We start from the raw sequence: 11,296 nt of genomic DNA, 5'->3' as shown, positions 1-11,296 counted from the left end.
CGCCGGGCCCGATACTGCCCTAGCGCGCGTGGTGGCGGTGTTCGGTGCGGCGCAGCCGCACTGTGCTTATCTGTTTGCCAATCGCCGCGCCAACCGCATGAAGGTGCTGGTGCACGATGGCCTGGGTATCTGGCTGGCAGCGCGACGTTTGCATCAGGGCAAGTTCAAGTGGCCCGAGGTCTGGCGCGGCGAGCGACTGGAACTGAATCCTGAGCAGCTCCAGGCACTGGTGCAGGGGTTGCCGTGGCAGCGCATGGGTGCTGCCGGTGTCATCAGCGTTCTGTAGGAAGGCAACGCTAGAACAGAGTGTCTGATGTGACGCAATTGGCCGTTCTGCGTATCGCCAGCCCGTGCGGGCTCTGACACACTGCCATGCATGACCACGACCCTGACCTCACCCAGTTCTCTGCCGAACAGCTACGCCGGTTGGCAACTGAGCTGATGACGCGCGTTGAGCAGCAGGTGATACAGCGCAGCGAGTTGCATAACCAACAGCTGAGCCATGAGTTCGCGCTGCTCAAATGTCATAAATACGGCCTGCGCAGCGAACACCTCACTGTATTGCAGATCAGTTTGCTGGACGAAGTAGTCGATGCCAGCATCTCGGCAATCGAGGCGAGCTTCAAGCAATACAGCAGCTGCACGACGTCGAGCGTGAGGCCCGAGACCTGACCGCCAAATAATCATTTACTTACATATTCGGGTATGTCGGACCGCCACCCCCTTCGGGCGTCACCCAGGTAATATTCTGGGACGGGTCTTTGATGTCGCAGGTTTTGCAGTGCACGCAGTTCTGGGCGTTGATCTGAAAGCGCGGGCCGCTAGCCTCTTCCACCACTTCATAGACCCCCGCCGGGCAGAAGCGCTGCGCAGGCTCCGCCCAGGCGGGCAGGTTGGTGCCAATGGGGATGCTGGCATCCTTGAGCTGCAGGTGACTGGGCTGATCTTCTTCGTGGTTGGCGTTGGACAGAAACACCGACGACAGTTTGTCAAAGCTCAGCTTGCCATCCGGCTTGGGGTAATCGATTTTCTGATTCTGCGCCGCAGGCGTCAGCTGGGCATAGTCGGCACGGGTATCGTGCAGCGTCACTGGAATCTTGCCGCCACACAGGTTCTGATCCACAAAGTTAAAGGCGCCCCCCATCAAAGTGCCGAACTTGTGCAGCGCCGGGCCAAAATTGCGGCTGCGATACAGCTCGTCGTACAACCAGGACGCCTTGAAGGCATCGGTAAAGGCGGTGATATCCTGGCCGGCGCTGTCGTGCTCATCCAGGGCGGCGAACACGCTTTCGGCGGCCACGATGCCTGATTTCATCGCCGTGTGGGTCCCCTTGATCTTGGAGAAATTCAGAGTTCCGGCATCACAGCCCAGCAGCAGGGCGCCCGGCATGGTCATTTTGGGCAGGGAATTAAAGCCCCCCTTGGTGATGGCGCGGGCGCCGTAGGACACCCGCTTGCCGCCTTCAAGGTACTGGGCAAACAGCGGGTGATGCTTCATGCGCTGGAATTCATCGAACGGGCTCAGCCAGGGGTTGCTGTAGTTCAGGTCGACGATCAGCCCGACCACCACCTGGTTATTGTCGGCGTGGTAGAGGAAGAAGCCACCAGAGGTGCCCTCCTGTCCCTTGCCGACCAGCGGCCAGCCGGAGCCGTGCAGCACCAGTCCTGGCTGATGCTTGGCGGGGTCTATGTCCCACAATTCCTTGATGCCAAGGCCGTAGTGCTGCGGATCGGCGTCTTTGTCCAGCGCGAATTTTTCGATCAGCTGCTTGCCCAGATGCCCTCTGCAGCCTTCGGTAAACAGCGTCACCTTGGCGTGCAGCTCCATGCCGGGCATATAGCTGTCCTTGGGCAGACCATCGTGACCGATGCCCATGTCGCCGGTGGCGATACCCTTAACGCTGCCCTTGAGCTCGCCGTCTGCGTGATAGAGCACTTCGCTGGCGGCAAAACCCGGGAAGACCTCCACCCCCAGGGCTTCGGCCTGCTCGGCCAGCCAGCGACACAGGTTACCAAGACTCGCAACATAGTTGCCCTGGTTGTGCATGGTTTTGGGCACCAGCGCATTGGGGATGCGCCGGGCCGAGGTGGCATCGCCCAGCAGGTAAATCTGATCTTCGGTCACTGCTGTGGTCAGAGGCGCACCGCGCTCTTTCCAGTCCGGGAAAAGTTCAGCCAGGGCGCGGGGTTCAATCACCGCGCCCGAGAGTATATGAGCGCCGACTTCGGAGCCTTTTTCCACCACACAGACCGACAGCTCGCGTTCGGCGTCCTGCGCCTGCTGCATCAGGCGAATGGCGGCGGACAGACCCGCAGGGCCCGCGCCGACAATCACCACATCGAATTCCATCGATTCGCGTTCAGCAGCGTTTACGGCTTCGCTCATGGGGACTTACCTCTTGTTAGCGTGTGTAGTGGAATTCAGAAATGGGACAGATTAATTGCGCATGTACATATGTAAATTACTGCGCCTTACAAAAAACAGAGGCAGGCGGGTGAGGACCTGCCCCTGAAGGTACAACGTTGAGCAGATACTGGAATGTTACAGGCTCACGTCCAGCTCAGGCACAGCATCAATCAAGTCGGCAACCAGGCCGCAACTTGAAAGCGCCACCTGGAAGCTTTTACAAGCTCGAGTCCAGTTCCGGCACGGCTTCGAACAGGTCGGCAACTAATCCGTAATCCGCCACCTGAAAGATCGGCGCCTCTTCATCCTTGTTGATCGCGACTATCACCTTGGAGTCCTTCATGCCCGCCAGATGCTGGATGGCACCGGAAATGCCCACGGCGATATAGAGCTCGGGGGCCACAATCTTGCCGGTCTGGCCGACCTGCATGTCGTTGGGCACAAAGCCCGCATCCACCGCCGCACGGGACGCGCCCACGGCGGCGCCCAGCTTGTCGGCCACCTTTTCCAGCAGGGCGAAGTTCTCGCCGTTGCCCATGCCGCGACCACCGGAAATAATCACCCGGGCAGACGTTAGCTCGGGGCGATCCGACTTGGCCACTTCTTCACCAATAAAGCGCGATAGCGCCGCGTCATGTACCGCGGTCACGGCTTCAACGCTGGCAGAACCACCCTCGGCGGCGACCGGATCAAAGGCCGTGCCACGCACGGTGATGACCTTGATGGCATCCAGCGACTTTACCGTCGCTATGGCGTTGCCGGCATAGATCGGGCGCTTGAAGGTATCGGCCGACTCGACCGCAACGATATCGGACAACTGACCCACATCCAGCAGGGCCGCCACGCGGGGCAGCAGGTTCTTGCCGGTGGTGGTAGCCGGCGCCAGTACATAGTCAAAGCCCGCTGTCTTGGCCAGCTCTGCCACCAGCGGCGCGACGTTCTCGGCCAGCTGATGCCCATAGGCAGCATTATCGGCCAGCAAGACCTTGCTGACACCGGCCACCTGCGCAGCCTGATCGGCCACGGCCTGGCAGCCTTCACCCGCCACCAGCAGAGCGACATCGCCCCCGATGGCAACAGCTGCGGCAACGGTGTTGAGCGTGGCCGGTTTCAGGATACTGTTATCGTGTTCCGCAATAATCAGGGTCGCCATCAGATCACCTTCGCTTCATTTTTCAGTTTTTCCACCAGCTCGGCCACCGAGCCTACCTTGATACCGCCCTTGCGCTCGGCCGGCGGCTCAACACTCAGCAACTCGGTATGGGCACGCAGCTCCACACCCAGATCCGCCGGGGTTTTCACCTCCAGTGGCTTCTTCTTGGCTTTCATGATGTTGGGCAAAGACGCATAGCGCGGCTCGTTCAGGCGCAGGTCGGTGGTGACAATGGCGGGCAGTTTCAGACCCAGGGTCTGCAGGCCGCCGTCGACCTCGCGGGTCACCAGAGCTTCATCGCCCTCGATCTTCACTTCAGAGGCGAAGGTGCCCTGAGACAGGCCCGTGAGCGCCGCCAGCATCTGGCCGGTCTGGTTATTGTCGGAATCGATGGCCTGCTTGCCGAGAATGACCAGGCCCGGCTGCTCATCGGCCACGACCTTGGCCAGCAGCTTGGCGACGGACAAAGACTCCGGGCTGCTTTGGGTTTCGATATGAATGCCGCGATCGGCACCGAGCGCCAGGGCCGTGCGGATCTGTTCCTGCACGGCTTTGGGGCCTATGGAGACGACGATTACCTCGGTCGCCACACCGGCCTCTCTGAGCCGCACCGCCTCTTCCACCGCGATCTCGCAGAAGGGGTTCAGCGCCATCTTGACGTTGGCCAGATCCACATCGCTGCGATCCGCCTTGACGCGCACCTTGACGTTGTAGTCGAGGACACGCTTGACCGTTACCATAATCTTCATCTTCAAAAAGCCTCTGTAAAAGTAAGCGGCAACTGCAATTGAGCACGGCGCCTGAGCCATACGCTAGGCCGGTACCGATCATCACCATTAACCTGATAAATGTTTTCCAGAATATTCAAAACGGTATCCGCTCCCAGCGCATCACCGAGCTCCAGTGGCCCTTGTGGATAGCCCAGTGCCAAGCGCGCCGCAGTATCAATATCAACTGGAACTGCAATCCGTTGCTGGGCAATCTCGCACGCGATATTAATGATTGTGGCCACGATGCGCTGGGCCACAAATCCCGTACTGTCACGAATGACCGACACCACCCGGCCCGCCTGCTCGAATGCGGCAACAACCTGAGCCAGGCTCTCCTTCGTGGTCGCCGGGTTGGTCATCACGGTCACTCGCCGAACGGTGGTGAAGAGCGCGTCCACCGCAAGCGTCCGAGCGGGATCGACCCCTGCACTGACTGCTACACTAGTGGCATCGCTCCCCAAGGGGGTAACCAACACAATACTGTCCTTGCCCGGACGCTCCCCCTCATCAAGCCTTACCCCAGCCATCTGTAACAAGCTGATGAGTTTTTCACATAATGCCGGGTGCTGTGGGCTAACCCACAGTGGAGCCGTCACCTCAGCAGCTCGGGGCAACGCCTGCTGCGGCACCTGCTGTTCGCCATTTACATAGCGATAAAAGCCCTCCCCCGTTTTACGTCCCAACAGCCCTGCGTTAAGCCGCACGCGCATCAGCGGCGCTGGCCGCAACCGCGGCTCTTGAAAATAGCCACTGTAAATCTGTTCGCTAGCGGGAAACGTTATATCCAAGCCCGTAAGGTCCATCAATTCGCAGGGCCCCATACGAAAACCGGCACACTCACGCATAATCGCATCGAGCACCGCAGGTTCTGCGACAGCTTCTTGCAGCACTCGCATTCCTTCAGTTACCAGACCACGCCCACAGTGATTAACCAGAAAGCCCGGTGAATCAATCACCCGCACAGGCTCATGGCCAATCCGTCGAGTGAGTGCTACCAGCTGATCCAGGACAGGTTCCGCCGTACGCATTCCCCCAATCACTTCTGCCAGCTTCATCAACGGCACCGGATTAAAAAAGTGATAACCAGCCACTCGCTCCGGGCGCTCCACTGCGGTAGCAATCTCTGTTACCGACAATGACGAGGTGTTGGTCGCCAGAACACAGTGAGGGGACACCAGCGCTTCCAACTGACGAAACAGGTTTTGTTTCACATCGATACGTTCCACAACGGCTTCCAGCACCAAGTCAGCATCTGCCAATTCCGGCAGTGTCTCGACCGTCTGCAGACACTGCTTAGCATTTGCCGCTTCAGCGGCGCTCAAGCGCCCCTTGACCTGTGCTCGATCCAGCATTTGGTCAACAAATACCACGGCTTCGCCGGCGACCTTGCTATCCAGGTCGAACAGCTTGACGGTCAATCCTGCCTGGGCCGCCACCTGAGCTATTCCGCGCCCCATTGCCCCCGCACCGATAATTCCCAGAGTCAGCGGATCATGCTCGAAAGATTTCATTAATTACTCTCCGGTAAAACTAGGTTTACGATTTTCCAAAAATGCCGCCATCCCTTCGCGCTGATCATGGGTATCAAACAGCATATTAAAGGCACGTCGCTCCAGGGTCAGGGCCGCATCGAGCGGCATATCCTGTCCCAACAACACGGTTTCCTTAATATGGGCCACCGCATTGGTGGAAAATCTGGCAATCCGCTCGGCCATGCCAAGCGCCGTCGGCAGCACTTCTTCATCCGGAACCACCTGGCTCACCAACCCCCACAAATAAGCCTCCTGGGCACCGATCATTTCTCCGGTCAGCAGTAGCCGCAGAGCTCGTTTACTACCGACCAGGCGCAACAATCGCTGCGTACCGCCAGCGCCAGGCATAATCCCCAGCTTCACTTCTGGCTGGCCGAACTTTGCGCCTTCCCCAGCAATAATCACGTCGGCATGCATTGCCAGCTCACAGCCTCCACCTAAAGCAAAACCATTGACAGCGGCAATTATTGGCTTCGGAAATTCAGCGATAGCTCGCCAATAACGATGCAGATTGAGTCGCTGCATCTCCATGGGGGAAGCTTGCGCCATCAGTTTTACATCGGCACCCGCGGCAAATGCTTTGGCGCTGCCGGTCAAGACAACACAGCGTACGGAGGTGTCAGTGGCAAGGGCGGCAAATGCCTCGGCGAGGGCCTGCCGCATGGGCAAATTCAACGCATTCAGCGCGTCAGGGCGGTTCAAACGTAGCAGTCGCACGCCATTACCATGATCTTCTTGAAGGAGAACACTCATTTGTAAATTCCACTGTGCGGTATTTGTGATAAAATAATTCCGTTGTGTAGAAATAAATTGCCATCAAGTTTCATTTTTGTCAATATTTGCACGTCGATACCGACCTGCAATAAGAATATTCCCCGAAGGTAACGTTATGAGCGATCGACAAAACACACCACTTATACAGCACCCGGTGCGGGATCGATTCGAATCCCGCTATCAGCCAGGAGATGATGACCGTAATTTTGTGACTACCCTGGCTCGTGGGTTGGACGTTGTCCGCGCCTTTCAAAGTTGCAGCGGTCCTTTGGGGAACTCGGAAATTGCCGCCATTACCGGCCTGCCAAAGCCAACGGTGAGCCGCATGACCTATACGCTGTGCCAGCTAGGCTACCTGGTGCAGGAAAAGGGGCGTAAATACCAGCTCAGTGTCGCACTGCTCGCGCTAGCCTACCCGGTCCTAAGCGGGCTACGTATCCGTCAGCAAGCCCATGACAGGATGTCTGAGTTAGCACGGTTGACCCAATGCACCATTGCTCTGGCCGCCCCCAGTACTGACGGCATCAGCATGGTGTATATCGATGCATTTAGTGGCAGTAGCGTGAACACCCTGCGGATGGACACGGGCATGCGTATTGATATGGCCCGCTCCGCGATTGGTCGTGCTTATCTCGCGGGAGTCGATGAGGTGATTCGACAGCATCATTTGGACGCCCTTGCTCAAGTCCACGGCAATGACTGGCCGGAACTAGCGACGCGAGTCGAGGACGCACACAAAGAAGTGCTGAACGACGGATTCTGCCTGGTCGATGGCGAATGGATGAGCAAGGCGCGTGCTGTCGCTGTACCTGTCATTGCCGATGCCCAGGGGACAGTAATGGCGCTCAGCTGCGGTGCACCGTCGTTCGCCGTTAGCAAAGACCGCTTGGAAAATGAACTGGGCCCTCAGCTCGTTCATGTAGCCAAATCACTACAGACGTTAGTCGCGGCTGAAGGGCACGTCTAGACCGTGGTTTTATGGCAAAAAATGCCATCAAAGCCCTTTTTATTTTGACTTATTAAGTGAGGAAAGAGCTCATGGCATTAGATCAAGAAACCCTGACACAGCTGCTGGATACCGTACGCCGTTACGTACGAGAACGCCTGCTGCCGCTGGAAATGCAGATTGCTGAAGAAGATCATATTCCGGAAGACGTCATCAATGAGATGAAGGAACTGGGACTTTTCGGATTATCGATTCCCGAGGAATTTGGTGGTCTTGGGCTAACTATGAGCGAAGAGGTAGCCGTTATTCAGGAAATGGGCTACACGTCACCCGCGTTCCGCTCCATGTTCGGTACCAACGTTGGTATCGGCTCCCAGGGAATCATCATGGATGGCACACCGGAGCAGAAAACCAAGTATTTGCCCTTGTTGGCCAGTGGCGAACTGATCGGCTCCTTTGCCCTGACAGAACCAGACGTTGGCTCCGACGCAGGCGCCGTTCGCACCAGCGCCCAGCGCGACGGTGACGACTACGTTCTTAACGGTACCAAGCGATTTATCACCAATGCCCCGCGCGCTGGCGTTTTCACCGTGATGGCCCGCACCGGTACCCGCGAAGACGGGGGTAAAGGTGTTTCTGCATTCCTTGTAGATGCGAACCTGCCCGGTATCCAGCTCGGCAAGCCGGACAAGAAAATGGGCCAAAAGGGCGCGCATACCTGTGATGTTATTTTCGATAACGTACGCGTACCCAAAACAGCATTAATAGGCGGTATTGAAGGCCAGGGTTTCAAAACGGCCATGAAGGTATTGGATCGTGGTCGGCTGCATATCAGCGCTCTGAGTGTTGGCACGGCTAAACGACTGATCGACGAAAGTGTGCGTTACTCCACCGAGCGACGACAGTTCGGTACCGCAATCAGTAATTTCCAGCTGTTGCAGGCGATGCTCGCTGACAGTCAAACGGAATTCTACGCCGGTAAATGCATGGTGGAGGAAACCGCCCGCCGCTATGACGCAAGGCAAAAAGTTTCACGCGATGCGGCAAGCTGCAAACTGTTTTGTACCGAGATGGTCGGTCGGGTGGCGGACCGGGCAGTGCAAATACATGGCGGCTCGGGATATATCAGCGAATATTGCGTGGAGCGCTTCTATCGCGACGTACGACTGTTCCGCCTCTATGAAGGTACATCTCAAATTCAACAACTGGTTATCGCCAAAGACATGATCCGCGAAGCCTAAGATCCGACCATTTTTAGAGGTAACACTATGGCGGGTCCACTGACAAGTATTCGAGTACTGGATATGTCTCGCGTGCTGGTGGGCCCTTGGTGCACTCAAACCCTCGCCTGCTTGGGGGCTGAGGTCATAAAGATCGAGCGACCCGGAACAGAGGTATATACCCGCCCTCGGTTCAAGGATCAGGATGGCAATACAACCCGGGTTGGCCCACGATCTGTCCACTAACCGCGGTAAGCAGTCGGTTACCGTCGACCTGGCCCAAATTGAAGGTTTAGCAAAGATTCGACGGAGACCTCAGCACTGTACAAGCAAAGAGTTGTCTGACGAGAGCCTGAAAGCACCAGGCCGAGAGTTTTCGGCTCACTGCACAAAACCTCTTAGTTCAAACCAACGACAATTTTTACAGCCATCACCCACGGGAAGCGGCTGGCTTTGCGTGCGCATTCCCCAAGATATCAGGGTAACCATCCATAAAGGCGAAATTTTCAAGACATCAGACTCACAACGAGCGGACTACCACAGCCCCGAAGTGAGACTCAAAGGTTCTGCCTCAAATTTAATCTACTGATCAATTATTGCGGGAGCTTGACCATGAACGATGCATTTATCTGCGACGCGGTACGTACACCTATTGGCCGGTACGGTGGTGCCTTGGCGTCTGTGCGGGCCGATGACCTCGGTGCGATTCCACTACGTGCGTTGCTGGAGCGCAACCCGCAGCTTGATCCCGCGGCCATTGAAGAAGTTGTATTCGGCTGCGCCAACCAGGCCGGCGAAGATAACCGTAATGTCGCCCGAATGTCCCTCCTGTTGGCAGGACTGCCTACCAGCATCGCGGGAACGACGGTCAACCGGCTGTGCGGTTCGGGTATGGATGCCGTTGGGATCGCGGCGCGGGCGATCAAGGCCGGCGAAGCAGATCTGCTGATAGCCGGAGGTGTGGAGTCCATGTCTCGAGCGCCCTTTGTGATGGGTAAGGCCGAGCAGGCCTTTAGTCGAGGGCCTAATGGCCTCTATGACACCACCATTGGCTGGCGCTTCGTGAATCCACTCATGGAGCAGCAGTATGGCGTCGACTCCATGCCGGAGACGGCGGAGAACGTCGCACGACAATTCGCAATATCCAGAGAGGACCAAGACTTGTTTTCTCTGCGCAGCCAGCAGAAAACCGCGCTAGCTCAGGCCGAGGGGCGTTTCAACGACGAACTGGTTGCAGTGGAAGTGGCGCAGCGCAAGCGGGGCACCATTTTAGTGGAGCGTGACGAGCACCCCCGTGCTGACACTACTCTGGAGACTCTGTCTCGGCTGAAAGCGCCGTTTCGAGCTGAAGGCTCCGTCACAGCGGGGAACGCCTCAGGGGTCAACGACGGCGCCTGTGCCCTTATCATTGCCTCAGCTGAAGCAGCCCGCCGCCATCAGCTGACACCCCGGACACGGATCGTGGCCATGGCAACTGCAGGTGTCGAGCCTCGTATCATGGGCTTTGGCCCCGCACCCGCTGTTCGAAAACTGCTGCAGCGCACCGGCGTGTCTCTAGAGCAGATAGGCGTGATTGAGTTAAATGAGGCATTTGCAGCGCAGGCTCTGGCGTGTATGCGCGACCTCGGTATACCCGATGATGACCCACGCGTTAACCCCAATGGCGGAGCTATTGCATTGGGGCACCCACTGGGAATGAGCGGCGCCCGCCTCATAACCACCGCCAGCTATCAGCTGCAGCGAAGCGGTGAACGCTATGCCCTGTGCACCATGTGTATCGGTGTTGGGCAAGGGATTGCAGTGCTTCTGGAACGCGTCTGATGCATTAATATTAACTTGGCGGCCAACTGATGGCGCAAGGATACTTCATCAGCGGCCGCATGTAATGCGAGCCCCAAAAATATGCACGTCTAAGTTTTTATGCTCGTGTATATAGAACGCTGGACAAAAAAGATCGTGTACCTATCTTTTTGTCCACTTGGTTCAGCCCATATCTTTAGAATGGATATTGCTGTGAACTGTCTTCAATCGTGAGCCATTTAATTTCGGTAAATTCGATGTTGCTAAATTCAGCGAAAATAATCGGTTAAACGAGGTTCCCTCCAATAGAATAAATTCAATCCCTATCGTGTAGCATTCTTTATCTGACCAGGCGTGAAGCCGAGTTTCACACGCAATACTCGGTTGAGATGCGCCTGATCGGAAAAACCACAAAGGTATGCGACCTCTTTGATTGCAATGGAGCCTTCGCACAGCAACTTACGAGCCCTTTCGACGCGCTGCTCCGTCACAAACACATGCGCGGAGCAATCGAACGACTCGCTAAAGCGACGTGAAAAGGTCCAAACGCCCAACCCGACCTCTTGAGCCAAGTCATCAATACGTATGCTGGTATGCAGGTTCGCATCGATATATTCCCGCAGCAGCCATTTCTGGCACAGCGTCAGGCCCCCCGATGACATCGAACCCTTAACAGGCTGTTGATCTTCTCCCC

At 56.9% G+C, this 11,296-nt stretch carries 12 protein-coding genes; 6 read left to right on the top strand and 6 right to left on the bottom strand.

The window, feature by feature from the left end; genetic code table 11:
- Window positions 1-286, top strand: a 286-nt coding sequence (tnpB, locus tag MPRO_RS20525; RefSeq protein ID WP_067297637.1) for an IS66 family insertion sequence element accessory protein TnpB, incomplete at its 5' end; no start/stop codon positions are given.
- An 86-nt stretch (window positions 287-372) separates the two neighbouring features.
- Window positions 373-672 carry a hypothetical protein gene (locus MPRO_RS20520; RefSeq protein ID WP_067297634.1) on the top strand — a complete coding sequence of 100 codons (300 nt, stop codon included), beginning with the start codon at window positions 373-375 and terminating at the stop codon, window positions 670-672.
- A gap of 19 nt (window positions 673-691) precedes the next feature.
- Here the strand turns inward: MPRO_RS20520 and MPRO_RS20515 are convergent, their stop codons facing one another.
- From MPRO_RS20515 to MPRO_RS20495, 5 genes are all read right to left on the bottom strand, one after another.
- Window positions 692-2,386 carry an electron transfer flavoprotein-ubiquinone oxidoreductase gene (locus MPRO_RS20515; protein ID WP_067297631.1) on the bottom strand — a complete coding sequence of 565 codons (1,695 nt, stop codon included), beginning with the start codon at window positions 2,384-2,386 and terminating at the stop codon, window positions 692-694.
- 238 nt (window positions 2,387-2,624) lie between these two features.
- The gene (locus MPRO_RS20510) at window positions 2,625-3,560 is read right to left on the bottom strand and encodes an electron transfer flavoprotein subunit alpha/FixB family protein (RefSeq protein WP_067297629.1); all 936 of its coding nucleotides are present in this window, start codon (window positions 3,558-3,560) and stop codon (window positions 2,625-2,627) included.
- A complete protein-coding gene (locus tag MPRO_RS20505; RefSeq protein WP_067297627.1) occupies window positions 3,560-4,309 on the bottom strand; it encodes an electron transfer flavoprotein subunit beta/FixA family protein in 750 nt (249 codons plus the stop codon). The genes MPRO_RS20510 and MPRO_RS20505 overlap by 1 nt, the downstream gene beginning before the upstream one ends.
- A gap of 2 nt (window positions 4,310-4,311) precedes the next feature.
- Entirely contained in the window at window positions 4,312-5,841 is a 1,530-nt protein-coding gene (locus tag MPRO_RS20500; RefSeq protein WP_067297624.1) for a 3-hydroxyacyl-CoA dehydrogenase, read from the bottom strand.
- 3 nt (window positions 5,842-5,844) lie between these two features.
- Complete coding sequence (locus tag MPRO_RS20495; RefSeq protein WP_067297601.1) at window positions 5,845-6,615, bottom strand: enoyl-CoA hydratase-related protein; 771 nt, start codon at window positions 6,613-6,615, stop codon at window positions 5,845-5,847.
- A 136-nt stretch (window positions 6,616-6,751) separates the two neighbouring features.
- Here MPRO_RS20495 and MPRO_RS20490 point away from each other — a divergent pair, with 136 nt between their 5' ends.
- The 4 genes from MPRO_RS20490 to pcaF all read left to right on the top strand — a co-directional run bounded on the left by MPRO_RS20490 (window position 6,752) and on the right by pcaF (window position 10,623).
- Window positions 6,752-7,603 (top strand): IclR family transcriptional regulator, encoded by an 852-nt coding sequence (locus MPRO_RS20490; protein WP_067297597.1) that lies wholly within the window; start codon window positions 6,752-6,754, stop codon window positions 7,601-7,603.
- 71 nt (window positions 7,604-7,674) lie between these two features.
- Window positions 7,675-8,823 (top strand): acyl-CoA dehydrogenase family protein, encoded by a 1,149-nt coding sequence (locus MPRO_RS20485; RefSeq protein WP_067297594.1) that lies wholly within the window; start codon window positions 7,675-7,677, stop codon window positions 8,821-8,823.
- A 27-nt stretch (window positions 8,824-8,850) separates the two neighbouring features.
- Complete coding sequence (locus tag MPRO_RS26600) at window positions 8,851-9,048, top strand: CoA transferase (RefSeq protein ID WP_369406749.1); 198 nt, start codon at window positions 8,851-8,853, stop codon at window positions 9,046-9,048.
- A gap of 366 nt (window positions 9,049-9,414) precedes the next feature.
- Entirely contained in the window at window positions 9,415-10,623 is a 1,209-nt protein-coding gene (gene pcaF, locus MPRO_RS20480; protein ID WP_067297591.1) for a 3-oxoadipyl-CoA thiolase, read from the top strand.
- Between the two features lie 302 nt (window positions 10,624-10,925).
- Here the strand turns inward: pcaF and MPRO_RS20475 are convergent.
- On the bottom strand, window positions 10,926-11,296 hold a 371-nt coding region (locus MPRO_RS20475; protein ID WP_158651897.1), incomplete at its 5' end, for a helix-turn-helix domain-containing protein.

This window comes from Marinobacterium profundum (assembly GCF_001528745.1).
Lineage (GTDB): Bacteria > Pseudomonadota > Gammaproteobacteria > Pseudomonadales > Balneatricaceae > Marinobacterium_A > Marinobacterium_A profundum.
This window is presented reverse-complemented; position numbering and strand designations above follow the sequence as displayed.

Excerpts from the sequence above, each read along its gene's own strand:
- pcaF (WP_067297591.1), top strand. The coding sequence starts at position 9,415 with ATGAACGATGCATTTATCTGCGACGCGGTACGTACACCTATTGGCCGG.
- MPRO_RS20510 (WP_067297629.1), bottom strand. The coding sequence starts at position 3,560 with ATGGCGACCCTGATTATTGCGGAACACGATAACAGTATCCTGAAACCG.
- MPRO_RS20495 (WP_067297601.1), bottom strand. The coding sequence starts at position 6,615 with ATGAGTGTTCTCCTTCAAGAAGATCATGGTAATGGCGTGCGACTGCTA.
- MPRO_RS20505 (WP_067297627.1), bottom strand. The coding sequence starts at position 4,309 with ATGAAGATTATGGTAACGGTCAAGCGTGTCCTCGACTACAACGTCAAG.
- MPRO_RS26600 (WP_369406749.1), top strand. The coding sequence starts at position 8,851 with ATGGCGGGTCCACTGACAAGTATTCGAGTACTGGATATGTCTCGCGTG.
- MPRO_RS20490 (WP_067297597.1), top strand. The coding sequence starts at position 6,752 with ATGAGCGATCGACAAAACACACCACTTATACAGCACCCGGTGCGGGAT.
- MPRO_RS20515 (WP_067297631.1), bottom strand. The coding sequence starts at position 2,386 with ATGAGCGAAGCCGTAAACGCTGCTGAACGCGAATCGATGGAATTCGAT.
- MPRO_RS20500 (WP_067297624.1), bottom strand. The coding sequence starts at position 5,841 with ATGAAATCTTTCGAGCATGATCCGCTGACTCTGGGAATTATCGGTGCG.
- MPRO_RS20485 (WP_067297594.1), top strand. The coding sequence starts at position 7,675 with ATGGCATTAGATCAAGAAACCCTGACACAGCTGCTGGATACCGTACGC.
- MPRO_RS20520 (WP_067297634.1), top strand. The coding sequence starts at position 373 with ATGCATGACCACGACCCTGACCTCACCCAGTTCTCTGCCGAACAGCTA.